Source organism: Streptomyces sp. WG5, assembly GCF_049974565.1.
GTDB lineage: Bacteria > Actinomycetota > Actinomycetes > Streptomycetales > Streptomycetaceae > Streptomyces.
The window spans coordinates 65,732-91,133 of record NZ_JBNGGC010000017.1 but is presented as its reverse complement, the minus strand read 5'-3'; the positions used below and the strand labels follow the sequence as shown (position 1 = coordinate 91,133).

Below are 25,402 nucleotides of genomic sequence, written 5' to 3'. Positions count from 1 at the left end.
GATGGGCTCCTTCTTACTTCTTCGACGGGGACTTGGGCCGCTGCGGGCCCTTGCGCTGTCCGGACTGGGCCTTGCTACGGCCACCGCCGCCGGACTTCTGAGCCGGCTTGTTGGCGCCGGAGGCAGGCTTGGCGTCCTGCGGCTCGTCCGACTTGGTCAGCGAGGTTTTCGACTCGGACTCGCCGGCCACCTTCGCGGCCTGGCGCTGAGACTTGCTCTGCCGCTTGGGCTGCTGGCGCTTGGGAGTGGCCGAAGTGGTCACGGTCGCGCCGTCCTCGGTCTGGGCGGCGACCGCGGCGTCGTTCTTCACCACGGTGCCGTCGGCCTGGGCCGCCATGCCCGCCTTGTTCAGACCGTTGATGAACTTCCGCTCGAACTCGTTGCGGTCCCGGCCCTTGGCGACGATGGCCTTCACGATGGCCTTCTCACCACGACCACGCGTCTTGCCGTGCTGGGTGACGCTCTTCTGCAGTCGCTCCAGGTAGGAGGCCTGCGCCTTGGAACCCGGCGTCGGGTTGTTGCGGATGACGTACATCTGCTGGCCCATGGTCCACACGTTGGTGGTCAGCCAGTAGACGAGGACACCGACGGGGAAGTTGATGCCGAAGACGGCGAACATGACCGGGAAGACATACATCAGCATCTTCTGCTGCTGCATGAACGGCGTCTTGACCGTCGTGTCGACGTTCTTGGTCATCAGCTGGCGCTGGGTGAAGAACTGCGACGCCGACATCAGCACGATCATGATCGCGGTGACGATCCGGACGTCCGTCAGCGAGGAACCGAGAGCCTCCACCGCGGACGCGCCGTCGGTGAACTTCGAGGCCAGCGGCGCGCCGAAGATGTGAGCCTTCTGCGCACTCTCCAGCAGGCCCTTGTCGATCACACCGATGGTGTCGTTCGACGCGATGCTGTTGAGCACGTGGTACAGGGCGAAGAAGAACGGGGACTGCGCCAGGATGGGAAGGCACGAGGAGAGCGGGTTGGTACCCGTCTCCTTGTACAGCTTCATCATCTCTTCGGACTGGCGCTGCTTGTCGTTCTTGTAGCGCTCCTGGATCTTCTTCATCTCCGGCTGGAGCGTCTGCATCCCGCGCGTCGCCTTGATCTGCTTCACGAAGAGCGGGATCAGGCAGATACGGATGAGAATCACCAGGGACACGATGGACAGGCCCCAGGCCCATCCGGTGTCAGGGCCGAAGAGGGCGCCGTACACGCTGTGGAACTGGACGATGACCCAGGAGACAGGTGTCGTGATGAAGCTGAAGAGGCTGGCAATCGTGTCCACTAATCATGCTCCTTGGGCATGGGGCTGGGTCTCTGCGGCCGGGCTCGGAGGACTGGACGGGCTCGTCGGAGCAGTCTGTCCCTCGGTGGCCGGTTCGGCGGCGGAGGGCCCGCCCTTGCGTGCACGCCAAGCGCCGCGCAGCATTTCGTGCCACCGCGGACGCTTACGCGGCGGGACGTGGTCCACACCGCCCAGCGACCACGGATTGCACCGCAGGATGCGCCAAGCGGTGAGCGCCGTGCCCTTGATGGCACCGTGCCGGTCTATGGCCGTGTAGCCGTAGTGGGAACACGACGGGTAGTACTTGCACACCGGCCCCAGCAGCGGACTGATCGTCCACTGGTACAGCTTGATCAGAGCCAGCAGCGGGTACTTCATCGCGCGCCCCCTCCCAGCAGCCGCTCCAGGGCGGCATCCAGGTCTCGGGCCAGCTGTGCATGGTCTGCGTCACCCGCACCGGGTAGCGCTCGTACGACTACCAGGCTACCGGGGGGCAACAGGTCGATCCGGTCGCGCATCAGATGGCGAAACCTGCGCTTCACCTTGTTGCGCACGACGGCACCACCCACAGCCTTGCTCACGACGAAACCCGCACGTGTCGGGGGAGCGCTCTCCCCAGGCGCGTGCGGGTCCGTGGCACCGCTTCGAAGATGGACGACGAGGACCGGGCGGCCGGCCCGGCGGCCTCGTCGTACCGCGGTCGCGAAGTCCTCGCGCCGCCTCAGCCGGTTCTCGGTGGGCAGCACGATGTCATGACCTGACCGGGATCAGGCGGACAGGCGGGCGCGACCCTTGCTGCGGCGAGTCGCGAGAATCGCGCGGCCGGCACGGGTACGCATACGCAGCCGGAAACCGTGGGTCTTCGCGCGGCGACGGTTGTTCGGCTGGAAGGTGCGCTTGCTCACTCGGGGGCTCCAGAAAGAATCGGGGGTGGCGGGGTGCCGTCCTGGCTGTCACCGTGCGCCCACGAGTAGCTCGCGTTACGCCCGAGTGCACCGCTTTTCGATCACCTTGGACGTGACCTGTGCCCATCGGAGGCAGGCGGCAGCAGCCATCGACAACTCGACTTGGTTACGGTACGTGGGACTGCGCCATTCGGTCAAACCAGCGGTGACCGGGAGACGCTTGTCCACAGGCTGGGGACAACAACTTGAACCCTACCGGCCGCGCTGACTACCGTGAATGGACTCCGATTCGTTCCCTTATCCCTGCCCCACCCGAGTTTCATCCCGACCCGTCCCCGAATCACACCTTCGAGGGACTCGTGAGAGAGCGTGCCCTGTGGCTGACGTACCTGCCGATCTTGCCGCAGTGTGGCCACGCGTACTGGAGCAACTCCTCGGGGAGGGCCGCGGGCAAGGTGTCGAGTCGAAGGACGAGCACTGGATCCGACGCTGCCAGCCCCTCGCACTGGTCGCCGACACCGCCCTGCTCGCCGTACCGAACGAATTCGCGAAGGGCGTACTGGAGGGCCGCCTCGCCCCCATCGTCAGCGAGACGCTGAGCCGTGAATGCGGCCGCCCCATCCGCATCGCGATCACCGTCGACGACACCGCGGGCGAACCCACCGGCCCCACCCCGCCGGCGCCCCCTGCCCGCCCCCAGCCCCGCTACGAGGAGCCCGAGCTCCCCGCCCCCGGCGTTCAGGGCCGCGACGAATACGAGGGCTACGACGGATACGGCCGCCACCGCGCCGAACAGCTCCCCACCGCCCGCCCCGCCTACCCGCAGGAGTACCAGCGCCCCGAGCCCGGCTCCTGGCCGCGCCCGGCACAGCAGGACGACTACGGCTGGCAGCAGCAGCGCCTCGGCTTCCCGGAACGGGACCCCTACGCGTCGCCCCCGCAGGAGTCCTACGGCCAGGACCCGTACCCGAAGGACGCGTACCAGCAGGACTACCGTCCGCAGTCCCCGGACCGCCCGCCGTACGACTCCCAGCGCGGCGATTCCCGTGGTGACTCGCGTGGCGACTACGAACGCAACGACTACGAACAGGCCCGCGGCGACTACGACCAGCGCGGCCCCCGCCGGGACCTGCCCGAGCCGCCGTCCGGCTCCGGACACGTCCACCGCGGCGGTCCCGTCGGACCCGGTCCCGCCACCGGCGCCCCCGGCCCGCTGGCCGCGCAGCCCGCGCCGGCGACGGGCCCGGGTGAGCCGACCGCACGGCTGAACCCGAAGTACCTCTTCGACACCTTCGTCATCGGCGCCTCCAACCGCTTCGCCCACGCGGCGGCCGTCGCCGTCGCCGAGGCACCCGCGAAGGCGTACAACCCGCTCTTCATCTACGGGGAGTCGGGCCTCGGCAAGACCCATCTCCTGCACGCCATCGGCCACTACGCCCGCAGCCTCTACCCCGGCACACGCGTGCGCTACGTGAGCTCCGAGGAGTTCACCAACGAGTTCATCAACTCCATCCGCGACGGCAAGGGCGACAGCTTCCGCAAGCGCTACCGCGAGATGGACATCCTGCTCGTCGACGACATCCAGTTCCTCGCGGACAAGGAGTCGACCCAGGAGGAGTTCTTCCACACCTTCAACACCCTCCACAACGCGAACAAGCAGATCGTCCTCTCCTCCGACCGGCCCCCCAAGCAGCTGGTCACGCTGGAGGACCGGCTGCGGAACCGCTTCGAGTGGGGTCTGATCACCGACGTCCAGCCGCCCGAGCTGGAGACGCGCATCGCGATCCTGCGCAAGAAGGCGGTCCAGGAGCAGCTCAACGCCCCGCCGGAGGTACTGGAGTTCATCGCCTCCCGGATCTCGCGCAACATCCGCGAACTGGAGGGCGCGCTGATCCGGGTCACGGCGTTCGCATCGCTCAACCGGCAGCCCGTCGACCTGGGCCTCACGGAAATCGTCCTGAAGGACCTGATCCCCGGCGGCGATGACTCGGCACCCGAGATCACCTCCACGGCCATCATGGGCGCGACCGCCGACTACTTCGGCCTCACCGTCGAGGACCTGTGCGGCACCTCGCGCGGGCGCGCACTGGTGACGGCCCGGCAGATCGCGATGTACCTGTGCCGCGAACTGACGGACCTCTCCCTGCCGAAGATCGGCGCCTTGTTCGGCGGCCGGGACCACACCACGGTGATGCACGCAGACCGCAAGATCCGCAATCTGATGGCCGAGCGGCGCTCCATCTACAACCAGGTCACCGAGCTGACCAACCGCATCAAGAACGGCTGACACCGCCCGCACCGGTCACCGAGGCGCCCCGGACACCCCTGGGGCGCCTTTCCCGTGCCCCCATGCCCCCGTTGCCCGCACCTGCGGCCCCGTGCCCGTACAGCGCCCCGTTGCCCGCACCTACGGCCCCCGTGCTGCCCGCGCCCCCCCTGCCCCCCCCCTGCCGCCCCTGCCGCCCCCTGCGTGCCGTGCCCATGCCTGCGTCCCGCACCGCGTCCCGGATTCGGCACCGTCCCGGAGGTCCGCAGCGGTGCGGCGAGAGCAGGAGCCGAGCCCGCCCCCGGTCCTCGCTGTTCGAATCCCTGCCGGGTTACGGCCGCTCTCCACAGATTCGGTGACTTTTTTCCGTCCACACCTTGGGGACCGGGAAGTTGTCCCGATCCTGTCCACAGGCCAGGGTGTTACGAGATCATCGGGGCAGGTCAGCTCCCTGTGGATTCGTGGACGAATATTATCCACAGCCTGTGGACAAAGAAACGGTCCACAGGCTGTGCAGGAAGTTGTCCACGGGCAACCCACAGGCTGAGGGGAGTTGTCCCCAGCGATCCCCAGCTTCTCCACATGCCTGTCCACTGTTCGGCAACCTGACGCGCTCAGTCACCGCGTCGAGTGAAAGGCGTCACATCGGGAGCCCCGGTTGGGCTGTGGGCAACCTGGGTAAACCTGGGGACGGCTCTGGGGAGAAGTCGCCCCTCCCTGTGCACGGCGTGTGCAGAACTTTCCGTTCTCCACAGAAGAGCCCGGTTGTCCACCGGCTCCGCCCACAGGCACGGTGGACAAAAAACCTGCTCTGACCTGGGAAAACGAGGTTATCCACGGTATCCACAGGCCCTACTACTACTAACGACTAGAGAGAGTGCGGAATTCGTTTCGAAGTGGGCCCTGTGCACAACTCGCGCTCTCGAGCCCGGCCGCCCCTCGCCACGACTTGACCCCGAACGGCACCTACTGTCAGTGGGGTGCGTCAGACTGGTCCCCGGTGTTCTGCCCCTCACGGGGACCGACGACACCGACTCAGACGACGAAGGCCAGGCAGAGCGAGCAGCGCCGGCAACAGCAGGAGGCGGCAACAGTGAAGATCCGGGTGGAACGCGACGTACTCGCGGAGGCAGTGGCCTGGGCGGCTCGCAGCCTTCCGGCCCGTCCGCCGGCGCCGGTCCTCGCGGGCCTGCTGCTGAAGGCCGAGGAGGGACAGCTGAGCCTGTCCAGCTTCGACTACGAGGTCTCCGCGCGGGTGTCGGTGGAGGCGGAGATCGAGGAGGAGGGCACGGTCCTGGTCTCGGGCCGCCTGCTCGCCGACATCTCCCGCGCCCTCCCCAACCGGCCGGTGGAGATTTCCACAGACGGTGTACGGGCGACGGTGGTCTGCGGTTCCTCGCGGTTCACCCTCCACACCCTGCCGGTGGAGGAGTACCCGGCGCTGCCGCAGATGCCGGAGGCGACGGGCACGGTCCCCGGCGAGGTGTTCGCCTCGGCCGTGCAGCAGGTCGCCATCGCCGCCGGCCGTGACGACACACTGCCCGTCCTCACCGGTGTGCGCATCGAGATCGAGGGCGACTCGGTGACGCTGGCCTCCACCGACCGCTACCGCTTCGCGGTCCGCGAGTTCCTGTGGAAGCCGGAGAATCCGGACGTCTCCGCGGTCGCCCTGGTGCCCGCCAAGACGCTCCAGGACACCGCCAAGGCGCTGACCAGCGGCGACCAGGTGATCCTGGCGCTGTCCGGCTCGGGCGCGGGTGAGGGCCTGATCGGCTTCGAGGGCGCGGGCCGCCGGACGACGACGCGGCTGCTGGAGGGCGACCTCCCGAAGTACAAGACGCTGTTCCCGACGGAGTTCAACAGCGTCGCCGTGATCGAGACGGCTCCCTTCGTGGAGGCCGTCAAGCGCGTGGCCCTGGTCGCCGAGCGCAACACCCCGGTCCGGCTCAGCTTCGAGCAGGGCGTACTCATCCTGGAGGCCGGCTCCAGCGACGACGCACAGGCTGTGGAGAGGGTGGACGCCCAGCTGGAGGGCGACGACATCTCGATCGCCTTCAACCCGACGTTCCTGCTGGACGGTCTGAGCGCGATCGACTCTCCGGTGGCGCAGCTGTCCTTCACGACCTCCACGAAGCCGGCGCTGCTCAGCGGCAAGCCCGCCGTGGACGCCGAGGCGGACGAGGCCTACAAGTACCTGATCATGCCGGTGCGGCTGAGCGGCTGAGCGGCTGAGCTCATCGGTGGGGCGCCGGTTGTCCACAGGGTGAGGGAAACTCGCAGGTGAGGGCGTACGTATGAGCGCGTACGCCCACAGCTGTGCACGGGCGTCCGGGTTTAGGCTCGGACGTGGGTACGAAAGTGCCGCGGCACGCATCCGGCGGGTCATCCGTCGGGTCAGGACGTGCCGTCCCGCCCCTCGCACACCTAAGGAAACGCAACTGATGGAGCTCGGTCTCGTCGGCCTCGGCAAGATGGGCGGCAACATGCGCGAGCGGATCCGCCGCGCGGGCCACACCGTCGTCGGATACGACCGCAATCCGGACCTCGCCGATGTCCACAGCCTGGAAGAGCTTGTGGGCAAGCTCAGCGCCCCGCGCGTCGTCTGGGTCATGGTCCCGGCCGGTGAGGCCACCCAGGCCACCGTCGACCGCCTCGGCGAGCTGCTGGAACCCGGTGACATCGTCGTGGACGGCGGGAACTCCCGCTGGACGGACGACGAGAAGCACGCCGAGGAGCTGGCCGCCAAGGGCATAGGCTTCGTCGACTGCGGAGTCTCCGGCGGCGTGTGGGGCCTGGAGAACGGCTACGCGCTGATGTACGGCGGTGACGCGGACGACGTCGCCCGGGTGCAGCCGGTCTTCGACGCCCTCAAGCCGGAGGGCGACTTCGGTGCCGTGCACGCCGGCAAGGTGGGCGCCGGCCACTTCGCGAAGATGGTCCACAACGGCATCGAGTACGCCATGATGCAGGCTTACGCCGAGGGCTGGGAGCTGCTGGAGAAGGTCGACTCCGTGGAGAACGTCCGCGAGGTCTTCCGGTCCTGGCAGGAGGGCACGGTGATCCGTTCCTGGCTGCTGGACCTGGCGGTCAACGCGCTCGACGAGGACGAGCACCTCGGTGAGCTGCGGGGCTACGCGCAGGACTCCGGTGAGGGACGCTGGACGGTGGAGGCCGCGATCGACAACGCGGTGCCGCTGCCGGCGATCACGGCGTCGCTGTTCGCGCGGTTCGCGTCCCGGCAGGACGACTCGCCGCAGATGAAGATGATCGCCGCGCTGCGCAATCAGTTCGGCGGCCACGCGGTCGAGAAGAAGTAGGCAACACCCGAAGGTCAACACCGGAGGGTCAACACCCGAAGGCTGGGGAGGTCGGCGAAACGACCATGCACGTCACGCATCTGTCGCTGGCCGACTTCCGCTCGTACGCCCGGGTCGAGGTCCCGCTCGACCCGGGCGTCACCGCCTTCGTCGGTCCGAACGGGCAGGGCAAGACCAATCTCGTCGAGGCGGTCGGCTACCTCGCCACGCTCGGCAGCCACCGGGTCTCCTCCGACGCGCCCCTGGTCCGGATGGGCGCCGAGCGTGCGGTGATTCGCGCCCAGGTCACGCAGGGGGAGCGGCAGCAGCTGATCGAGCTGGAGCTGAACCCGGGCAAGGCCAACCGTGCCCGTATCAACAGGTCCTCGCAGGTCAGACCACGTGACGTGCTGGGCATCGTGCGCACCGTGCTGTTCGCGCCCGAGGATCTCGCCCTGGTGAAGGGCGACCCCGGTGAGCGGCGCCGCTTCCTGGACGAGCTGATCACCGCCCGCTCCCCGCGCATGGCCGGGGTGCGTTCCGACTACGACCGGGTCCTCAAGCAGCGCAACACCCTGCTGAAGTCGGCCGCGCTCGCCCGCCGCCACGGTGGCCGCACGATGGACCTGTCCACGCTGGACGTGTGGGACCAGCACCTCGCGCGTGCGGGTGCCGAGCTGCTCGCGCAGCGGCTGGATCTGATCGCCGCCGTGCAGCCGCTGGCGGACAAGGCGTACGAGCAGCTGGCCCCGGGCGGGGGTCCCGTCACCCTGGAGTACAAGCCGTCGGCGCCCGGTGAGGCGCACACGCGTGAGGGCCTCTACGAGCAGCTGATGGCCGCGCTCGCCGAGGCCCGCAAGCAGGAGATCGAGCGGGGCGTCACCCTGGTGGGGCCGCACCGGGACGATCTGCTCCTCAGACTCGGCCAGCTGCCCGCCAAGGGGTACGCCTCCCACGGCGAGTCCTGGTCGTATGCGCTGTCGCTCCGGCTGGCGTCGTTCGACCTGCTGCGGGCGGAGGGCAATGAGCCCGTTCTCGTCCTCGACGACGTTTTCGCCGAGCTGGACGCGCGGCGGCGGGAACGGCTGGCCGAACTGGTGGCGCCGGGTGAGCAGGTGCTGGTGACGGCCGCGGTCGACGACGACGTACCGCAGGTGCTGGCGGGGGCGCGGTTCACCGTGGCGGAGGGATCGGTGGAGCGCGTATGAGCGTGGACGGACCGGGCCCCGGAAAGCCTCCCGGCGGCAGCGGCAGCGGCAGCGGCAGGAGTCCGGAGCCGTCGGGTGTGGATCTCGCGCGCGTGGCCCTCAGGGCCGCGCGGGAGGCGGCCCGCGCGCGTGGGGACGCGGCGCAGCAGAAGAAGCAGGCGCGGCGTGGGGGTCTGCGCTCCGGCGCGCGCGCCGACGGCCGTGACCCCATGGCACTGGGGTCGGCGATCAACCGGCTGATCACCGAGCGCGGTTGGGAGACGCCGGCCGCGGTGGGCGGGGTGATGGGCCGTTGGCCGCAGATCGTCGGTGAGGACGTGGCGAAGCACTGTGTGCCGGAGCGGTACGACGAGGAGGAGCGGGTGCTGGTCGTCCGCTGCGACTCGACGGCATGGGCGACGAACCTGCGGTTGCTGGCGCCGACGCTGGTGGCCCGGCTCAACGAGGACCTCGGGCACGGTTCGGTACGGGTGATCAAGGTTCTGGGACCGGGTGGTCCGGGCGGGCCCGGTCGTCGTTACGGGCCGTTGCGCGCCCCCGGGAGCCGGGGCCCGGGCGACACCTACGGGTGACCCGGGGTGCTCTGGCACCCCGTCAGAAGCGGGTGATGTACCTCACAAAAGCAGGCGCCAGTGGCTGTGGTGAGCCGCCGACGCCCCCTTCGTCGTGGAACCGCACACGGTGGCGAATCACGATCTGACTCCCAAGTAGCCAAGGGTTGACGCCTCGAAGCGCTGAGTGCCGTTGTGAGCCTCTTGAGGCCCCCATCCACATATCGGGAGTCGGACGAGCCTGGTTCAGGGCGGCACATGCGGACTCAGGTACCGGCAAACCCCCATCAGTGTCAGTGCTACCGGTAGAATGGAAGACAATCCCGCCCCCAATGTGGGGACCGTCCGGGACTAGCTGAGCAACGCTGATCAAGGCTTACCAACGCAACATGCCGCAGCCGCTCCGGCAACCCGCCGACGAGCCTGGCTCGTGCTGTGCCAGAAAGGGCGCTTCGTGGCCGATTCCGGCAACCCCAACGAGAACAACCCGTCCACCGACACCGGCGCGAACGACGCGGCGAGCATCCCGAACGGCGCGGCTCCCGCCTCGTACGACGCCAGTGCCATCACCGTCCTCGAGGGTTTGGACGCGGTCCGCAAGCGACCCGGTATGTACATCGGCTCGACCGGTGAACGCGGCCTGCACCACCTGGTGCAGGAGGTCGTGGACAACTCCGTCGACGAGGCGCTGGCCGGCCACGCGGACACGGTCGACGTCACGATCCTCGCCGACGGCGGTGTCCGGGTCGTCGACAACGGCCGTGGCATCCCGGTGGGCATCGTCCCCTCGGAGGGCAAGCCCGCCGTCGAGGTCGTGCTGACCGTGCTGCACGCGGGCGGCAAGTTCGGCGGCGGCGGTTACGCGGTCTCCGGTGGTCTGCACGGCGTGGGCGTCTCCGTCGTCAACGCCCTCTCCACGAGGGTCGCCGTGGAGGTCAGGACCGACGGCTACCGCTGGACGCAGGACTACAAGCTGGGTGTCCCCACGGCACCGCTGGCTCGGCACGAGGCCACCGAGGAGACCGGCACGTCGGTCACCTTCTGGGCCGACGGCGACATCTTCGAGACCACCGACTACTCCTTCGAGACGCTGTCCCGGCGCTTCCAGGAGATGGCCTTCCTCAACAAGGGCCTGAGGATCAACCTCACCGACGAGCGCGAGTCGGCGAAGGCCACCGCCGGCGCGGACGAGGCGGGCGAGGACGAGAAGCACGAGGTCAAGAGCGTCTCGTACCACTACGAGGGCGGCATCGTCGACTTCGTGAAGTACCTCAACTCCCGCAAGGGAGACCTGGTGCACCCGACCGTGATCGACCTCGAGGCCGAGGACAAGGACAAGAGCCTGTCCCTCGAGATCGCGATGCAGTGGAACGGCGGCTACACCGAGGGCGTGTACTCCTTCGCCAACATCATCCACACCCACGAGGGCGGCACGCACGAGGAGGGCTTCCGCGCGGCGCTCACCTCGCTGATCAACAAGTACGCGCGGGACAAGAAGCTGCTGCGCGAGAAGGACGACAACCTCACGGGTGACGACATCCGCGAGGGCCTGACGGCGATCATCTCGGTGAAGCTGGGCGAGCCGCAGTTCGAGGGCCAGACCAAGACCAAGCTGGGCAACACGGAGGTCAAGACCTTCGTGCAGCGCGTGGTCTACGAGCACCTGGCCGACTGGCTCGACCGCAATCCGAACGAGGCGGCGGACATCATCCGCAAGGGCATCCAGGCGGCCACCGCGCGCGTGGCGGCCCGCAAGGCCCGTGACCTGACCCGCCGCAAGGGTCTGCTGGAGACGGCGTCGCTGCCGGGCAAGCTGTCCGACTGCCAGTCGAACGACCCGACCAAGTGCGAGATCTTCATCGTCGAGGGCGACTCCGCCGGCGGCTCCGCCAAGTCCGGCCGGAACCCGCAGTACCAGGCGATCCTCCCGATCCGCGGCAAGATCCTCAACGTCGAGAAGGCGCGCATCGACCGGATCCTCCAGAACCAGGAGATCCAGGCGATGATCTCCGCGTTCGGCACGGGCGTGCACGAGGACTTCGACATCGAGAAGCTCCGCTACCACAAGATCATTCTCATGGCGGACGCCGACGTCGACGGCCAGCACATCAACACCCTGCTGCTGACCTTCCTGTTCCGCTTCATGCGGCCGCTGGTCGAGTCCGGGCACGTGTACCTCTCCCGCCCGCCGCTCTACAAGATCAAGTGGGGCCGGGACGACTTCGAGTACGCGTACTCCGACCGCGAGCGCGACGCCCTGATCGAGATGGGCCGAAGCGCCGGCAAGCGCATCCGTGAGGACTCCGTGCAGCGCTTCAAGGGCCTCGGCGAGATGAACGCCGAGGAGCTGCGCATCACGACCATGGACCAGGAGCACCGCGTGCTCGGCCAGGTCACGCTCGACGACGCCGCGCAGGCCGACGACCTGTTCTCGGTGCTGATGGGCGAGGACGTCGAGGCCCGGCGCGCGTTCATCCAGCGCAACGCCAAGGACGTCCGCTTCCTCGACATCTGAGTCGGTCTCAGCTGACCGCACCAGGAAGGACCTTCACCAGCAATGACCGACGAGAACACCCCTGTGACGACGCCCGAGGGTGACGCCCTGGCCATGCGTGTCGAGCCCGTCGGGCTCGAGACGGAGATGCAGCGCTCCTACCTCGACTACGCGATGTCCGTCATCGTCTCGCGTGCGCTGCCCGACGTCCGCGACGGCCTCAAGCCCGTCCACCGCCGCGTGCTGTACGCCATGTACGACGGCGGCTACCGTCCCGAGCGCGGCTTCTACAAGTGCGCCCGCGTCGTCGGCGACGTCATGGGCAACTACCACCCGCACGGCGACACCTCCATCTACGACGCCCTGGTCCGCCTCGCCCAGCCCTGGTCGATGCGCATGCCGCTCGTCGACTCCAACGGCAACTTCGGCTCGCCGGGCAACGACCCGGCGGCGGCCATGCGGTACACCGAGTCGAAGATGGCGCCGCTGGCCATGGAGATGGTCCGCGACATCGACGAGGAGACCGTCGACTTCACGGACAACTACGACGGCCGCTCCCAGGAGCCGACCGTCCTGCCCGCCCGCTTCCCGAACCTGTTGATCAACGGTTCGGCGGGCATCGCGGTCGGCATGGCCACCAACATCCCGCCGCACAACCTGCGCGAGGTCGCGGCCGGCGCCCAGTGGTACCTGGAGAACTACGAGTCCTCGCACGAGGAGCTGCTCGACGCGCTCATCGAGCGCATCAAGGGCCCCGACTTCCCGACCGGTGCCCTGGTGGTGGGCCGCAAGGGCATCGAGGAGGCCTACCGGACCGGGCGCGGCTCGATCACCATGCGCGCGGTCGTCGAGGTCGAGGAGATCCAGAACCGCCAGTGCCTGGTGGTCACGGAGCTGCCGTACCAGACCAACCCGGACAACCTCGCGCAGAAGATCGCCGACCTGGTGAAGGACGGCAAGATCGGCGGTATCGCCGACGTCCGCGACGAGACGAGCTCGCGCACCGGCCAGCGCCTGGTCATCGTGCTCAAGCGGGACGCGGTCGCCAAGGTCGTCCTGAACAACCTGTACAAGCACACCGACCTGCAGTCGAACTTCGGCGCCAACATGCTGGCCCTGGTCGACGGCGTGCCGCGCACCCTCTCCCTGGACGCGTTCATCCGGCACTGGGTGAACCACCAGATCGAGGTCATCGTCCGGCGCACGAAGTTCCGGCTGCGCAAGGCCGAGGAACGGGCGCACATCCTGCGCGGCCTGCTCAAGGCCCTGGACGCGATCGACGAGGTCATCGCGCTGATCCGGCGCAGTGACACCGTGGAGATCGCGCGCGGGGGCCTGATGGACCTCCTGGAGATCGACGACATCCAGGCCAACGCGATCCTGGAGATGCAGCTGCGCCGCCTGGCCGCCCTGGAGCGCCAGAAGATCGTCCGGGAGCACGACGAACTCCAGGCGAAGATCACCGAGTACAACGAGATCCTCTCCTCCCCGGTCCGCCAGCGGGGGATCGTCAGCGAGGAGCTGGCCGCGCTCGTCGAGAAGTACGGCGACGACCGCAAGACCAAGCTGATCCCGTACGAGGGCGACATGTCCATCGAGGACCTGATCGCCGAGGAGGACATCGTCGTCACGGTCACCCGTGGCGGGTACATCAAGCGCACCAAGACCGACGACTACCGGGCGCAGAAGCGCGGCGGCAAGGGCGTACGGGGCACGAAGCTCAAGGAAGACGACATCGTCAACCACTTCTTCGTGTCCACCACGCACCACTGGCTGCTGTTCTTCACCAACAAGGGCCGGGTCTACCGGGCGAAGGCCTACGAGCTGCCGGACGCCGGCCGGGACGCGCGCGGGCAGCACGTGGCGAACCTGCTGGCCTTCCAGCCGGACGAGACGATCGCCCAGATCCGCGCGATCCGCGACTACGAGGCGGTGCCCTACCTGGTCCTGGCCACCAAGGCCGGCCTGGTGAAGAAGACGCCTCTGAAGGACTACGACTCGCCGCGCTCGGGCGGTGTGATCGCCATCAACCTGCGTGAGCAGGAAGACGGTTCCGACGACGAGCTGATCGGAGCCGAGCTGGTCTCGGCCGAGGACGATCTGCTGCTGATCAGCAAGAAGGCGCAGTCGATCAGGTTCACGGCCTCGGACGACACGCTGCGCCCGATGGGGCGTGCCACCTCGGGCGTCAAGGGCATGAGTTTCCGCGAAGGGGACCAACTGCTCTCGATGAATGTTGTTCGAGCCGGTACGTTCGTGTTCACTGCCACTGACGGCGGGTACGCGAAGCGGACCTCTGTCGACGAGTACCGCGTCCAGGGCCGCGGCGGCCTCGGCATCAAGGCTGCCAAGATCGTCGAGGACCGTGGATCGCTCGTGGGCGCGCTGGTGGTCGAGGAGCACGACGAGATCCTCGCCATCACACTCTCGGGCGGTGTGATTCGTACGCGAGTCAGCGGGGTCAGGGAGACGGGCCGTGACACCATGGGTGTCCAACTGATCAATCTGGGCAAGCGCGATGCCGTTGTCGGCATCGCTCGCAACGCCGAGGCGGGACGCGAGGCGGAGGAAGTCGACGGCGACGTGGTCGTCGACGAGACCGCCGAGGGTGCCGCGACCACCGGCACGGACGAGGGTGAGGCGCCCTCGGCCGAGTAGGACGAGGAGAGAGTCATCGTGAGCGGAGCCACGGGCGCCGGATCGGCCGGTACCTCCAGGGGTACGGATACGGGCGGCGGCGGCCGTGGCTCCGCAGCGCGTGCGACGGATTCGCACACGACTCAACTGCGCAAGATCGACGACGGCACGGCCGATTCGCACTCGGCGAGCCCGTCCAAGACGCATGGATCCCAGGGGGGAACTGTGACGGACACCCGAGGCCAGCAGACTCAAGCGGCGGCCTCGCCGCTGCCGGGAGAACGGCAGCCCCAGCAGCCCAGCGGGCCGTACCACCCGCCGCAGGCCTACCAGACCCAGGGCGGCAACACGTCCGCCACCGTGCGCCGCCCGCGCACCGGCGCACGCACCACGCCCCGCGTCCGCAAGGCACGCCTGCGCGTGTCCAAGGCCGACCCGTGGTCGGTGATGAAGGTCAGCTTCCTGCTCTCCATCGCGCTCGGCATCTGCACGATCGTCGCGTCCGCCGTGCTGTGGATGGTCATGGACGCCATGGGCGTCTTCTCGTCGGTCGGCAGCACGGTCTCCGAGGCGACCGGCTCGAACGAGTCCAACGGCTTCGACCTGCAGTCGTTCCTGTCGCTGAGCAACGTGCTGCTGTTCACGACGGTCATCGCGGTCATCGACGTCGTCCTCGCGACGGCGCTGGCGACGCTCGGCGCCTTCATCTACAACCTGTCCGCCGGCTTCGTCGGCGGCGTGGAGCTCACCCTCGCCGAGGACGAGTGACCGCCGCCCGCCGGGATCGCCACCACCGATTTTGGGACTGCCCGCCTCGTGCGCTAATCTTCAGGAGTCAGCGCGCGGGACACACACCGCAGAGCGCGGCGGGGCTATAGCTCAGTTGGTTAGAGCGCATCCCTGATAAGGATGAGGCCACAGGTTCAAATCCTGTTAGCCCCACCAGCGAAAAAGACCCCCAGTCGATACCGGCTGGGGGTCTTTGACATCCACGGCTGACATCAGCCGATGAGTGGATCTTCCAGAAGCTCGGCGAGCATGCCCACCGCTTCGCGCTCACTGTCGCCGACCACGTGCGTATAGACGTCCATGGTCATGCTGATCTGGCTGTGCCGGAGGATCGCCTGAGCGACCTTGGGATGCACCTTCAGGAAGGCCAGCAGGGTCCCGCAGGTGTGCCGAGCGAGGCGGACCGTGATCCGACGGACGCCGGCGCGCTTGACGAGCCGGTCGAAGGTGCGGGAGAAGCCGACCGGGTCGATCATGCCGCCGTGCTCGGAGGAGAAGATCAGATCATGGTCCGGCTCCTGCGCCCAGTGCTCACCGGCGATCTTCCGTTCCAGCTCTTGCAGCTCGCGCCGCTCATGCAGGACACGGGCGCAGAACTCGGGGAGCGGGAGCACGGCCTGTGAGGACTCCGTCTTGAGGTCCTTGAGGACCAGGCCGACGCCCTTGACGCGCTGCACCTGCTTGACCGGGGTGAAGCGGCCGGCCTCGAAGTCGATGTCCTGCCAGCGCAGTCCCAGCACCTCGCTACGGCGGAGCCCGAGGACGAGGACGAGGACGCAGGCCGCGTAGAGGCGGTGGGCGCGCACGGAGCGCAGGAAGGCGATCGCCTCGCGGGCGTTCCACGCCGTGCCCCTGTCCTTGCTGACCTTGGGCATGTCGACCAGGAGAGCGACGTTCCGCGTGATCAGCTCCTCGCGCATGGCCCGGTTGAGGGCGTTGCGGAGGACCCGCAGGACCTCGAAGCGGGCTGAGGCGCCGACCTTCTCCCGGGTCAGCGTGGCCATGAACGCTCGGATCTGCGCCGGGGTGAGCTTGACCAGCGGTTTCTTGCCGAGGTGGGGCAGCAGGTACAGCCGCACCTTGGACTCGTACTTCACGTACGTGTTGTGCTCGCGCTCCGGAGCGACGATGTGCTCCAGCCAGTAGGCCAGCCACTCGCCGAGCGTCCAGGACCGGGACGGCACAGGGATGCCGTTGCGCTCCTGGTCCTGGAGCTTTCCCAGCTTCTCGTTCGCTTCGTCCCACGTCCGGCCGTACACGTACTTCCGCACGCGGTTGCCGTCCGTGTCGGTGACGTACGCGGCGCCCTGGTACCGGCCATCGGACCGTTTGGTGATCGTGCCGCCGCCATTGGGTCGACGCTTCGCCATCAGGCAGCCTCCCCGATCTGGCCGGCGATGAAGTCGCGGACGGCGTGGTCGGGGATGCGACGGCACCCGTCGACCTTGATGGACACGAGGCGGTGGGTGCGGATCAGGTCGTAGACCTTGGTCCGGCCCACCTTCAGCCGCGCCATGACCTCGGGCACGGTCAGCAGCTCCGGGGCAGCGGTGGTCATGTAGCGGCTCCTTCCAGGTCGAGCAGGGCGGGTAGTTCTTCGCGGGCGGTTTCGCGGTTGTGCTGGATGTCCCGGCGGATGTTGGCGGCGAGCCAGGATTCGCCGGGGGTGTGACCGTGGCCGGCGTAGGTCCAGTGGGCGAGGGTGAGCGTGGTGGCGTCCTCGTCGTCGGGGTCGGGCAGGCCGAGGGCGGCGCGTTGCTGGGCTGCGCGGTAGTCGGCGCGGGTTTGGCGCAGTTCGCCGAGGGTGGTGGAGTAGCGGCGGGACTTCGTGGAGAAGTGGCCGCGGAAGCCGAGCATGTGGGCCCAGTCGCGGAGCTTGCGGTCCGGGTAGAGCGCGTGGAGGTCGAGGCACGCGGCGATGAGCTGGGCGGGATGGTCCGGGACGTCGAGCAGGACGAGGGCGTCTTTACTGCCGATTCGGCGGTCCACGGTGCCGGTGGTCTCGGCCGCCTTCGTGGCGTACTTCGCGACGTACGAGGCCACGGCCTGTTCCGTGATGTCCTCACCTTCGCCGAAGGCCCGGATGGGGCGTACGTCGAGCTGTGTGCCCCATCGCAGGGTGCGGGCGGGCTGGTCTCCGGCCGGGTCGACGTCGACTTCTACGCGGGCAGCGGCGGCATGGATCGCGTCGGTGAGCAGGTCGAGGGTGGCCCACGTCGGCGGGGCATCGTCGGGGCCGTCGGGGCCGTCGAAGCGGAACACGGCGTGGAAGTGGACGGCGCCGCGCTTCTGGTACTCGGCGACCTTGCCGAAGGAGACCCGGGACTGTTCCTTGGCGTCCTTCTGCGTGAGTCCGGCGCGCTTGGCGATCTCGCGGCGCAGGTAGATCGTGAAGTAGCGCCACAGTTCGGAGGCGTGGTTGTTCCACAGCACCGCACCGGCGTAGTCGTATGCGTCGGGGTCGAGCGGTGTGCCCAGCTCGGGGGCGTCCTCGTTGTGGCGGACACCGCAGCGGCAGGGCCGGTTTCCGGGGCGGTTGTGGACCGGGCCGAACGAGGGGGCGGTGAGCGTGGCGAACACCCGCGGGTGGTTCCGGATCGTCTCGGGGGTGCCCTTGGCCGGGTCGCCGACGAGGCCGGCGCGGATCAGGTGGTAGGTGTCGCCGGCGTACGTCCAGGCACACGAGGGGCAGCGGGAGGCCCGCCGGTTACCGCAGGCGACCCGGAGCCGTCCGCCGGGTTCGGTGTCGGTCGAGTAGGAGTGGAGTACCTGCCCGGTGGTGGCGTCGCGGGTGACGGTCGAGCCCATCAGGTGGATGGGGTCGGAGCAGCCGCCGGTGCGGCGGATCTGGTCTTGGATGCGGTCGAAGCCGGTGGACCCGGCCAGCCTCAGCACGTCGGCGAGGGTGGCCGGGTCCAGGCCCGCCGTGGCGGGGGCGTTCGTCACGCGTCGTCCTCCTTGACGGTGTGACGGTCGATCCAGTCCTCGGCGCAGACCTTGTGCACGGGCTTGCCGCGGTCGGAGCGCAGCGGGGTGGGCTTGGTGCAGATCACGCACGGCTGGTCGCCGGTGTGGTCGTAGTGCTCGGGAGAGCGCCAGTCGAGGAGAGCCACCGCGATCACCGACCCGTCCGGGCGAGGGCCGCGGGGACCGTGTGGCCGGTGCCCTGGCAGGTCGGGCAGGTCACGCGAAGAGTGGCGCGAGTGCCGTCGGCGTGGCGGGCGCCGGTGGTGATCGCGGCGGTGGCGAAGCCGTCGCAGTCGCGGCAGACGCGCGTGTTCTGGGCGTGCTGGGGCATGATGAGACTTCCCTTTCGGGTCCGTTGGATCTGGATAGGTGCAGGCGCCCGGAGCGGCGGAAGTTTGGCGACCGAGGCCGCTCCGGGGGCCGTTCAGTTGTGGACGTTGCGCCTTCCGTGGCCCTTGGCCGCGTACATGCCGGCGTCGGCTGCGGACAGGGCGTCGGTGAGGGCGGGGATCGGCAGGTCGGTGCGGTGGCAGAAGCCGACCGAGGCGGAGACCGGCAGGAATGTTCCGGCGTGTGCGACAGGCCGAGCGAGCAAGCCGATCAGCGAGGCTGCGCCGGGGGTGCGGGCGGGGTCGGTGACGATGGCGGCGAACTCGTCTCCGCCGAGGCGGGCAGCGATGCCATGGCCGGCGCACCAGTCACGCAGTCGGTGGGCGGTCGCGGTGAGGACGGCGTCACCGGCGGCGTGGCCGTGTGTGTCGTTGATGGCCTTGAAGTCGTCGAGGTCGATCAGGACGACGAGCGCGGCCGGGTTCCTGGCGAGCAGGTGTTCGGCGCGGGTGGTGAATCCGGCTCGGGTGTGCAGACCCGTCAGCGGGTCGCGGCGGGCGGTGGACAGGCGGCGCAGGAGGAGACTGCCGTGCAGGGCCCAGCCGAGGGCCGGTAAGGCGGCGGCGATCACGGTTTCCATGACTCACCGCCCCTTGTGCATGTCGTTGACGAGCAGGCGCAGGACGACGGCGACCAGGGCGACGGAGACGCCGGTGACGGCTACGGCCAGGAGCATGGATACCAGGACCGCGCCGACGACGAGGACCACGGCGGTACCGCCGCCGACGAGCGCGAGGGCGGTGCCGGGCGTGATCTGAACCGTGGGCCGGGACGTGGGCGGGGCCGGCGGCGTGGCCGGGGTGCCGGGCGTGATGCTGGTCGGCTCGACCACGGTGGGCGGTGTGACCAGGCCCGTGGGCTGGGGCATGGTCGGGAGCTTGGGGCGGAACATGGGCGGATCTCCTTTCGCGGGTTACTTGACGGCGGTGTCGATGACCGGGGACAGGAGGCTGTCGGCGAGGAGGTAACCGCCGAGGAGGAGCACGGCCACCAGCCACCACGGCGGGCGGATGAGCTTGATGCCGAGGAAGCCGACGACGAGCAGGGCGAGCCAGAGCGGGACGTCCATGACGCGGTGTCCTCCTACGCCTTGCAGCGGTGGGTGCGGGCGGCGAGTTCGGCGGCGGAGCGGTCGTGGTAGTCGGCGGAGAAGCCGCAGCCCGGGGCGGTGCAGGCCGCGGTGTGCATCTCGCGGCCCCGGCCGTCGTAGTAGGTGCCGACCTGCACGGGCCCGATCCGGACGCGGTCGCGGAAGCGGCGGTAGACGGTCATGGGGGTCAGTCCTCCTGCCTGAGGCTGTGGCCGGGGAACTCGGCGAGGATGCGGGCCTTGTCCTGCGGGTTCGGGGTGCGGTCGGCGGCTTCCTCGGCGAGCAGGCGGGCCAGGGCCGGGCGGCCGGCGGTGGCCATCTCACGGGCGGCGTCGATGTAGTCGGAGGGGCGGTTGAAGGTCTGCACGGTGCGTTCCTCCTGTGTTGGTCAGGTGAGTTGGAGTTGGGCGGCGATCGCGTCGGTCATCGGCGCGGGCAGTCCGAGCCGGGCCGAGAGGATGTCGGCGGGCATCGGGGCACCGGTGGCCGCCTGATGCGCGTCGGCGATCTTGCGGGCGTGGTCCAGCAGCGCGGCCGGAACCGCGGGCGTGTCAGGTGCGGGCGGTGACGCCGGGGACAGCTCCGGAGCGGCAGGCGCCGGGGGCGGGACGGGGGTGTCGTCGCGTGTGACGTCGACTTCCGGCGGGGATACCGCTGCGTCGTCCACAGGCTGTGCAGGAGCAGGGACGGGCTTGTCGACGGGGGTGTGGACCAAGAGGGTTCCGCCGAGGAAGGCCAGGGCGGGCCAGCCGGCGACGAGGATGCGGAGCCAGTCGGGCACGTGGGCCAGGTCGAGGAGTCCGGCGGTCGCGATGTTCGCGCCGAGCGAGGCGAACAGGGCGATGACGAACCAGGTCCAGGCCGAGCGGTCCCGGCGGGCCGTGCGCAGTCGACGCCACGCGGCGACGAGGAGCAGGTCGACGGAGACCGGGTAGGCCCAGGCTTTCCAGCCGGACTGACCGGCGGCTTCCGCCAGGTCGTGCAGGTGGGCGAACGAGAGCGCACCGGCGATGACAGCTTGGACGAGTATGGCGTCGACGCGGATCGAGCGGGGCATGGGAGGCACCTCCCTTCGAGGAGGGTTGGGGCCGGGGTCGGGCGGGGAGCGGTGTCCGGCCGCCCGGCCCCGGCGGTCAGTCGGTGACCGGGCGAGGCTTGACCAGCGAGGGACCGGCCGCCGGCGCCTCGGTGGGCACGAGGGGCCGGAACGGGTCGAGGGCGGGGAAGTCCGGGACCAGGTGGGCGAACTCCCGGCAGGCCGCGACCACTTCCGCGCGGGAAGTTTGCGAGGTGCGGATCTTCGACCAGCCGCCCGTCGAGTCCACGGCGACAGCCGTGCCGGGGCGGTCCATCGGGATCAGACCGGCAGTCGGTACGGCGTCCGGAGCCACGTCGGCCAGGCCCATTTCTGCGGTCTGCTTGTCGTTGACCCGGTGCACGACACGGCCGGTGAGCTGGGCACGGAGCATGGTGGCGCCCTTGCCCAGGTCGGAGCCGAACCGCTGCCCGCAGATCTCCAGGTAGATCCCGATCGCGCGGGCCATCTGCGCCAGCCGGATCAGTGCCGTGACGATCCGCTCGCGGCGTTCCTCGTCCTTCTTCGCCGAGATCAGGAACAGTTCGGCCACCTCATCGACCAGGACGACGACCGGCACCGGCCGCAGGTGTTCGGGCAGCTCCCACACGTCCGAGACGCCGTGCCGAGCGAGGAGGTCGAAGCGGTCTTCCATCTCCGCGACCAGGACCGCGAGCAGGGAAGCGGCATCATCGGGGGTGGTGACCAGGGCCGACAGCCGGGGAGCGAACGCGGACTGCTCCACCCCGCGCTTGCAGTCGATACCGACCAGCGCCACCGGCAACTGAGCCAGGCCCTTGATCAGGTTGCGCTGGTACATCGACTTGCCCGAGTGGTTCGCGCCCAGGGTCAGCGCCATCGGAGCTTTGCGGTAGTCCCGCTCGAACGCGGTCCCGTCCTCCCGCAGCGCAACCGGCACCACCAGATCGTGCGGGGCAGCGTTGCGCGGCATCCGCACCCGGCGCAGCACGTCATACCCGGTCATGCGCAGTTCCACGAACCCGGGCTTGGTCTCCACCACGGTCACGGAGTGCACACCCCAGGCGTGCCGGAGCCGCTCGGAGGAGGCCATCACGTCGGCGGGCTCCAGGCCGGCCGGAAGCCGCAGCGTCACCCGCAGCCCGGTCGACGTGGGCCGGACACGACGGATCTTCGGCGGTACCGGCTGTACCTCTCGGCGAGCGACGTTGCGCGTCATGAACGCCCGCAGGCCGGACGGCTGAACCGTCAGCCCGCACACGTCCATCGTCGACCGGTAGGAGAAGGTGAACCGCCCCCAGGTGAGCGGCATGCCCACCAGCGACCAGTACACCCGCGGGGCCCGTACCTTCGCGTAGCCGAGACCGCCGGCGCCCGCTAACGCTCCCGTGGCCTCCAGCCACATCGTCAGGTCAGCCATGATCAGGCCGCCGGGGTGATCGCGACCGCGCGGAACGAGATGCCGTGACGCTTCTGGCCGTTGAACTCGTTCTCCCAGTCACGCGCCTTCAGGCCGTGGACCTTGACGGGCGTGCCCGGCACGAGGTTCTCCGGGTAGCCGTTCTCCGGAACGGTTACCTGGTAGAGGTTGCCCTCCCCCTCGTCCGAGACCAGCAGACCCACCGTGGACAGCCCCAGGCTCGGGTTGTCCCGGTCCATGGCCCGCTCACCGGTCTTCTTGTTCGCCATCTTCGGTTCCGGCGCGGTCGCCACGAACACCACGGCGGTCGAAAGGTCGATCTTGAACGACGGCATGAGCACTCCCTGTTTCGAAGCTTTGGAGCAGCCCAAAGAAGGCCTTTCCTTCCCGCTGTCCTAGGACTGCGGTGGGCTTGGCAAGACTGTCGCACGCAGTCCTAGGACTGTCAACAGTCCTGGGACTGTGCTTGACTGGACTGGTTGAGAGGAGTCATGCAATGGCGCCCAAGTGGCGGGAGCTGGCGGACAAGCTGGCTGAACAGATCAAGAGGGGTGAGTACGCCCCCGGCCAGCAGCTCCCGCAGATCAGGGAGCTGGTCGCAGCAGGCGAAGGCAGCAAGTCCACCGTCCATCAGGCCTACAAGGCTCTTGAGGCGGAGGGCCTGGTGACGTCATCTCGCGGCCACGGAACCGTGGTGCGTGAGCACGTGCCTCTTAAGCGGCTCGGCATCGCCAGGTACGACAAGGCCAAGTGGCGGGACGGCGACGAGGTCGCTTTCATCGCGGACCGTGTGGCTTCCGGACGGGGGTACCGCCGGAACGAGCAGACCCAGACGGTCAGCCGTGTCGTAGCGCCACCGGAAGTGGCAGCCGCTCATGAACTGCCGGAAGGCGCCGAGGTCTACGCCCGCGCGCGGCTGGTGAAGGAAGGCGATCAGCCGACGCACACGTTGACCAGCTACTACCGGCCCGAGCACGTCGAAGGAACTCGACTGGTAGACCCAACGCCAGGGCCCGCCGGCCGAGGCGGAGGTTTCCGAGTGCTGTACGACGCCGGTTACGAGATCGACCACATGAAGGAGCGACTTTTTGCCCGTGCTGCCACACCGGATGAGGTGAAGCAGCTCCAGCTGCCACCGGGCGAACCGGTCGTCGAGCTGCATCGGACGACCTACACGGCCGCGGGCATCGTCGTGGAGTACGCCATCGGGGTACACGCGGCATCGCGCTTCGCGTGGGAGTACGACTTCAAGGTGCCCGACTCGGCGAAGGACAGGGAAGGCGAGCAGTGATTTCGGCACAGGACTGGGCGGACGCCCGGCGCGTATGGGACTACCACCAGATGGGCCACACACCCCGGCCGTGCTCGGTCGCCATCGGGCTTGGTAGTCACGATCTGGGCGTGGCCGACATGGCGGTGAGCCTGTACAAGCGAGGCATGGCCCCCCTGCTCGTGTTCACTGGTGCCACCAGCCCCACGACACGGGAGCGCATGCCCCGGGGTGAAGCAGTCCACTACAAGGAACGGGCACTGGAACTCGATGTCCCCAGTACGGCCATCCTCGTAGAGCCACGCGCCCGCAACACCGGCGAGAACATCCGCTTCTCGCGAGAGCTGTTGGAGAAAGAGGGGGTCGAGGTTGCCTCGGTGCTCCTCATCAGCAAGCCCTACGAGGAGCGGCGAGCGTACGCCACCGCACGCAAGCTCTGGCCGGCGGTCGAGGTCGTCAGCGCTTCCGCTCCCATGACGCTCGACGAGTACGTCGACTCCATCGGTGACGCCCGGTTGGTGATTGACATGCTGGTTGGTGCGCTGCAGCGACTGATGATCTATCCGGAGCAGGGATTCATGATCAGCCAACCAGTGCCCTCCGACGTGCTGGACGCGTACGAGCGCCTTTGCGAAGCCGGATTCACGAGCCGCCTCCTGGCTACTGACGCGCCTTCGTCTTGACCCGAACCGAGCGAGAGCTGTTACAGGTTTCTCTACCTCATCAAGCCCCGGCTGCGCTCCGCTCCGCCGGGCGCGCTTCCCGGCTCCGCTCCGGGCGACGCTCCTGCCTTCGGCCCGCTCCGCCCGCGCTGCGCCGACACGCGCCCACTGGTGGATAGGGCCGGAAGCCATGAGGCGATCACCCCATAGAACGGCGTGCGGTCACAGACGATGCCTCCGGCGGGGGATCGGCCGGCACCGGGGGGAGGGGGGCGCCGTCGCCGACTGCGAGCGCGTTGTGGCGTGGGTGGAGTGATCCCATCCCGTACACCGTCGACCCAGGCAGAGCCGAGCAGACGCGGCCCAGGGGCGTCAAGGTCGTTCGTACAGTGGCGCGCTCCACCTTGACGCCCCTGAACCACGCCCGCTCCACGGTGTGTGGGTCGACGGCGTACGGGATGGGAGCTGAGGTGAGTGGTCGGCTGAGGGGGATGCGGCGCGCGGATGACGTCCGGGCCGCATACTCCACCGAAGTGCTTAGCTCTCGCTGTTCTTCCGGATGAACGAGGCGATCGTGAGAAACAGGGTGAAGGCGGCTGCACCGACGAACACTCCGGTGACAGTGGCTGCATACAGGGTCTGAGCACCGGCAAGGCGACCAAAGATGCCGGCGACGAAGCCGATATTGCCCGCGCCGAGGCCGAGCGACGTGACGAGCATCGCGCCGGGGACGGGCGACTTCTTGGACTCGGTCTGTGTAGTGTCCACTCTGGGTCCAGCCTTTTATCGCAGGGGTGTGGGCCCACAGGGCCCGTCGGCCAGACTGTGAGAGGTTCACCGACGGGCCCTTGCGGTTGGATGAATCTTGCTGCCTGTGAGCGGCTAAATACCAACTTGATCAGGGCTTCTGAGACCTATCCCACACGTGCTCTAAATGCCTCATACCGGACATGTGTCGAGCGGTCGCGCATCGCGTCGGAGCTTGATCACGGAACGTGCCAGCTCAGGCGGTGTTGGGACTCCGTGAGGGCGTGAACACTCCCCATAAAAAGCCAGTTGAGACGCTTCTGCGTATCAACGCGCCAGTGGCGCCCCAGGGGCAAGTATCGGTGGTC

Annotated in this window: 28 protein-coding genes and 1 tRNA gene; 11 read left to right on the top strand and 18 right to left on the bottom strand. The window is 68.6% G+C overall.

Features of this window, described 5'->3' with window-relative positions:
* Positions 1–13: 13 nt before the first annotated feature.
* Genes yidC through rpmH form a run of 4 tightly spaced genes read right to left on the bottom strand, consistent with a single transcriptional unit; the run spans position 14 to position 2,193 of the window.
* Complete coding sequence (gene yidC, locus ACP4IX_RS19720) at positions 14–1,288, bottom strand: membrane protein insertase YidC (RefSeq protein ID WP_426521505.1); 1,275 nt, start codon at positions 1,286–1,288, stop codon at positions 14–16.
* A gap of 3 nt (positions 1,289–1,291) precedes the next feature.
* The gene (yidD, locus tag ACP4IX_RS19715) at positions 1,292–1,666 is read right to left on the bottom strand and encodes a membrane protein insertion efficiency factor YidD (protein ID WP_426521506.1); all 375 of its coding nucleotides are present in this window, start codon (positions 1,664–1,666) and stop codon (positions 1,292–1,294) included.
* On the bottom strand, positions 1,663–2,034 hold the full coding sequence (rnpA, locus tag ACP4IX_RS19710) for a ribonuclease P protein component (protein ID WP_426521507.1): 372 nt from the start codon (positions 2,032–2,034) through the stop codon (positions 1,663–1,665). Before rnpA ends, yidD begins: the two co-directional genes overlap by 4 nt.
* A gap of 21 nt (positions 2,035–2,055) precedes the next feature.
* Positions 2,056–2,193, bottom strand: a complete 138-nt coding sequence (gene rpmH / locus ACP4IX_RS19705) for a 50S ribosomal protein L34 (RefSeq protein WP_003975051.1) — start codon at positions 2,191–2,193, stop codon at positions 2,056–2,058.
* A gap of 376 nt (positions 2,194–2,569) precedes the next feature.
* On the opposite strand from rpmH, the gene dnaA reads away from it, so the two are divergent.
* The 9 genes from dnaA (at position 2,570) to ACP4IX_RS19660 (ending at position 15,590) form a co-directional block, all read left to right on the top strand.
* Positions 2,570–4,480, top strand: a complete 1,911-nt coding sequence (dnaA, locus tag ACP4IX_RS19700; RefSeq protein WP_426556234.1) for a chromosomal replication initiator protein DnaA — start codon at positions 2,570–2,572, stop codon at positions 4,478–4,480.
* Positions 4,481–5,552: 1,072 nt separating this feature from the next.
* A complete protein-coding gene (gene dnaN, locus ACP4IX_RS19695) occupies positions 5,553–6,683 on the top strand; it encodes a DNA polymerase III subunit beta (protein ID WP_426521509.1) in 1,131 nt (376 codons plus the stop codon).
* A 70-nt stretch (positions 6,684–6,753) separates the two neighbouring features.
* A complete protein-coding gene (gnd, locus tag ACP4IX_RS19690; RefSeq protein ID WP_426521510.1) occupies positions 6,754–7,776 on the top strand; it encodes a phosphogluconate dehydrogenase (NAD(+)-dependent, decarboxylating) in 1,023 nt (340 codons plus the stop codon).
* A 65-nt stretch (positions 7,777–7,841) separates the two neighbouring features.
* The gene (gene recF / locus ACP4IX_RS19685; protein ID WP_426521511.1) at positions 7,842–8,963 is read left to right on the top strand and encodes a DNA replication/repair protein RecF; all 1,122 of its coding nucleotides are present in this window, start codon (positions 7,842–7,844) and stop codon (positions 8,961–8,963) included.
* On the top strand, positions 8,960–9,535 hold the full coding sequence (locus ACP4IX_RS19680; RefSeq protein WP_426521512.1) for a DUF721 domain-containing protein: 576 nt from the start codon (positions 8,960–8,962) through the stop codon (positions 9,533–9,535). Before recF ends, ACP4IX_RS19680 begins: the two co-directional genes overlap by 4 nt.
* Positions 9,536–9,968: 433 nt before the next feature.
* Positions 9,969–12,029 (top strand): DNA topoisomerase (ATP-hydrolyzing) subunit B, encoded by a 2,061-nt coding sequence (gyrB, locus tag ACP4IX_RS19675; protein ID WP_426521513.1) that lies wholly within the window; start codon positions 9,969–9,971, stop codon positions 12,027–12,029.
* A gap of 42 nt (positions 12,030–12,071) precedes the next feature.
* Positions 12,072–14,666, top strand: coding sequence for a DNA gyrase subunit A (gene gyrA, locus ACP4IX_RS19670; protein ID WP_426521514.1), 2,595 nt, complete (start codon positions 12,072–12,074; stop codon positions 14,664–14,666).
* 18 nt (positions 14,667–14,684) lie between these two features.
* Positions 14,685–15,413 (top strand): DUF3566 domain-containing protein, encoded by a 729-nt coding sequence (locus ACP4IX_RS19665; protein WP_426521515.1) that lies wholly within the window; start codon positions 14,685–14,687, stop codon positions 15,411–15,413.
* Positions 15,414–15,513: 100 nt separating this feature from the next.
* Positions 15,514–15,590 (top strand) — tRNA-Ile (locus ACP4IX_RS19660).
* Positions 15,591–15,646: 56 nt separating this feature from the next.
* Here the strand turns inward: ACP4IX_RS19660 and ACP4IX_RS19655 are convergent.
* The 13 genes from ACP4IX_RS19655 to ACP4IX_RS19595 form a co-directional block, all read right to left on the bottom strand.
* Positions 15,647–16,804 carry a tyrosine-type recombinase/integrase gene (locus ACP4IX_RS19655; RefSeq protein ID WP_426556233.1) on the bottom strand — a complete coding sequence of 386 codons (1,158 nt, stop codon included), beginning with the start codon at positions 16,802–16,804 and terminating at the stop codon, positions 15,647–15,649.
* Positions 16,804–16,992 (bottom strand): helix-turn-helix domain-containing protein, encoded by a 189-nt coding sequence (locus ACP4IX_RS19650; protein ID WP_019527440.1) that lies wholly within the window; start codon positions 16,990–16,992, stop codon positions 16,804–16,806. The genes ACP4IX_RS19655 and ACP4IX_RS19650 overlap by 1 nt, the downstream gene beginning before the upstream one ends.
* Positions 16,989–18,380 (bottom strand): replication initiator protein RepSA, encoded by a 1,392-nt coding sequence (gene repSA, locus ACP4IX_RS19645; protein WP_426556232.1) that lies wholly within the window; start codon positions 18,378–18,380, stop codon positions 16,989–16,991. Before repSA ends, ACP4IX_RS19650 begins: the two co-directional genes overlap by 4 nt.
* Positions 18,377–18,556 (bottom strand): hypothetical protein, encoded by a 180-nt coding sequence (locus ACP4IX_RS19640; protein WP_426556266.1) that lies wholly within the window; start codon positions 18,554–18,556, stop codon positions 18,377–18,379. The genes repSA and ACP4IX_RS19640 overlap by 4 nt, the downstream gene beginning before the upstream one ends.
* A complete protein-coding gene (locus ACP4IX_RS19635) occupies positions 18,553–18,732 on the bottom strand; it encodes a hypothetical protein (RefSeq protein WP_426556231.1) in 180 nt (59 codons plus the stop codon). The genes ACP4IX_RS19640 and ACP4IX_RS19635 overlap by 4 nt, the downstream gene beginning before the upstream one ends.
* 93 nt (positions 18,733–18,825) lie before the next feature.
* Entirely contained in the window at positions 18,826–19,371 is a 546-nt protein-coding gene (locus ACP4IX_RS19630; RefSeq protein ID WP_426556230.1) for a GGDEF domain-containing protein, read from the bottom strand.
* Positions 19,372–19,374: 3 nt separating this feature from the next.
* The gene (locus ACP4IX_RS19625; protein WP_426556229.1) at positions 19,375–19,683 is read right to left on the bottom strand and encodes a SpdD-like protein; all 309 of its coding nucleotides are present in this window, start codon (positions 19,681–19,683) and stop codon (positions 19,375–19,377) included.
* A 21-nt stretch (positions 19,684–19,704) separates the two neighbouring features.
* Positions 19,705–19,860 carry a hypothetical protein gene (locus ACP4IX_RS19620; protein ID WP_383553680.1) on the bottom strand — a complete coding sequence of 52 codons (156 nt, stop codon included), beginning with the start codon at positions 19,858–19,860 and terminating at the stop codon, positions 19,705–19,707.
* A 14-nt stretch (positions 19,861–19,874) separates the two neighbouring features.
* On the bottom strand, positions 19,875–20,063 hold the full coding sequence (locus ACP4IX_RS19615; RefSeq protein ID WP_426556228.1) for a mobile element transfer protein: 189 nt from the start codon (positions 20,061–20,063) through the stop codon (positions 19,875–19,877).
* A 5-nt stretch (positions 20,064–20,068) separates the two neighbouring features.
* Positions 20,069–20,248 (bottom strand): hypothetical protein, encoded by a 180-nt coding sequence (locus tag ACP4IX_RS19610; RefSeq protein ID WP_426556227.1) that lies wholly within the window; start codon positions 20,246–20,248, stop codon positions 20,069–20,071.
* A gap of 21 nt (positions 20,249–20,269) precedes the next feature.
* Positions 20,270–20,938 (bottom strand): DUF2637 domain-containing protein, encoded by a 669-nt coding sequence (locus ACP4IX_RS19605; RefSeq protein WP_426556226.1) that lies wholly within the window; start codon positions 20,936–20,938, stop codon positions 20,270–20,272.
* Positions 20,939–21,014: 76 nt separating this feature from the next.
* On the bottom strand, positions 21,015–22,355 hold the full coding sequence (locus ACP4IX_RS19600; RefSeq protein WP_426556225.1) for an FtsK/SpoIIIE domain-containing protein: 1,341 nt from the start codon (positions 22,353–22,355) through the stop codon (positions 21,015–21,017).
* A 2-nt stretch (positions 22,356–22,357) separates the two neighbouring features.
* A complete protein-coding gene (locus tag ACP4IX_RS19595) occupies positions 22,358–22,690 on the bottom strand; it encodes a hypothetical protein (protein WP_385642369.1) in 333 nt (110 codons plus the stop codon).
* 161 nt (positions 22,691–22,851) lie between these two features.
* Here ACP4IX_RS19595 and ACP4IX_RS19590 point away from each other — a divergent pair, with 161 nt between their 5' ends.
* Positions 22,852–23,646 (top strand): GntR family transcriptional regulator, encoded by a 795-nt coding sequence (locus ACP4IX_RS19590; RefSeq protein ID WP_426556224.1) that lies wholly within the window; start codon positions 22,852–22,854, stop codon positions 23,644–23,646.
* Positions 23,643–24,308: a YdcF family protein gene (locus tag ACP4IX_RS19585; protein ID WP_426521527.1), complete on the top strand. Its 666-nt coding sequence runs from the start codon at positions 23,643–23,645 to the stop codon at positions 24,306–24,308. Before ACP4IX_RS19590 ends, ACP4IX_RS19585 begins: the two co-directional genes overlap by 4 nt.
* 516 nt (positions 24,309–24,824) lie before the next feature.
* Here the strand turns inward: ACP4IX_RS19585 and ACP4IX_RS19580 are convergent.
* Positions 24,825–25,055 carry a hypothetical protein gene (locus tag ACP4IX_RS19580; RefSeq protein ID WP_426556223.1) on the bottom strand — a complete coding sequence of 77 codons (231 nt, stop codon included), beginning with the start codon at positions 25,053–25,055 and terminating at the stop codon, positions 24,825–24,827.
* Between the last annotated feature and the right edge of the window lie 347 nt (positions 25,056–25,402).

Coding starts and splice junctions, on each gene's coding strand:
- ACP4IX_RS19625 (WP_426556229.1), bottom strand. CDS start 19,683: ATGTTCCGCCCCAAGCTCCCGACCATGCCCCAGCCCACGGGCCTGGTC.
- ACP4IX_RS19590 (WP_426556224.1), top strand. CDS start 22,852: ATGGCGCCCAAGTGGCGGGAGCTGGCGGACAAGCTGGCTGAACAGATC.
- ACP4IX_RS19615 (WP_426556228.1), bottom strand. CDS start 20,063: ATGACCGTCTACCGCCGCTTCCGCGACCGCGTCCGGATCGGGCCCGTG.
- ACP4IX_RS19630 (WP_426556230.1), bottom strand. CDS start 19,371: ATGGAAACCGTGATCGCCGCCGCCTTACCGGCCCTCGGCTGGGCCCTG.
- yidD (WP_426521506.1), bottom strand. CDS start 1,666: ATGAAGTACCCGCTGCTGGCTCTGATCAAGCTGTACCAGTGGACGATC.
- ACP4IX_RS19600 (WP_426556225.1), bottom strand. CDS start 22,355: ATGGCTGACCTGACGATGTGGCTGGAGGCCACGGGAGCGTTAGCGGGC.
- ACP4IX_RS19620 (WP_383553680.1), bottom strand. CDS start 19,860: ATGGACGTCCCGCTCTGGCTCGCCCTGCTCGTCGTCGGCTTCCTCGGC.
- recF (WP_426521511.1), top strand. CDS start 7,842: ATGCACGTCACGCATCTGTCGCTGGCCGACTTCCGCTCGTACGCCCGG.
- ACP4IX_RS19655 (WP_426556233.1), bottom strand. CDS start 16,804: ATGGCGAAGCGTCGACCCAATGGCGGCGGCACGATCACCAAACGGTCC.
- ACP4IX_RS19650 (WP_019527440.1), bottom strand. CDS start 16,992: ATGACCACCGCTGCCCCGGAGCTGCTGACCGTGCCCGAGGTCATGGCG.
- gnd (WP_426521510.1), top strand. CDS start 6,754: ATGAGCGCGTACGCCCACAGCTGTGCACGGGCGTCCGGGTTTAGGCTC.
- ACP4IX_RS19635 (WP_426556231.1), bottom strand. CDS start 18,732: ATGCCCCAGCACGCCCAGAACACGCGCGTCTGCCGCGACTGCGACGGC.
- ACP4IX_RS19605 (WP_426556226.1), bottom strand. CDS start 20,938: ATGCCCCGCTCGATCCGCGTCGACGCCATACTCGTCCAAGCTGTCATC.
- ACP4IX_RS19595 (WP_385642369.1), bottom strand. CDS start 22,690: ATGCCGTCGTTCAAGATCGACCTTTCGACCGCCGTGGTGTTCGTGGCG.
- gyrA (WP_426521514.1), top strand. CDS start 12,072: ATGACCGACGAGAACACCCCTGTGACGACGCCCGAGGGTGACGCCCTG.
- ACP4IX_RS19680 (WP_426521512.1), top strand. CDS start 8,960: ATGAGCGTGGACGGACCGGGCCCCGGAAAGCCTCCCGGCGGCAGCGGC.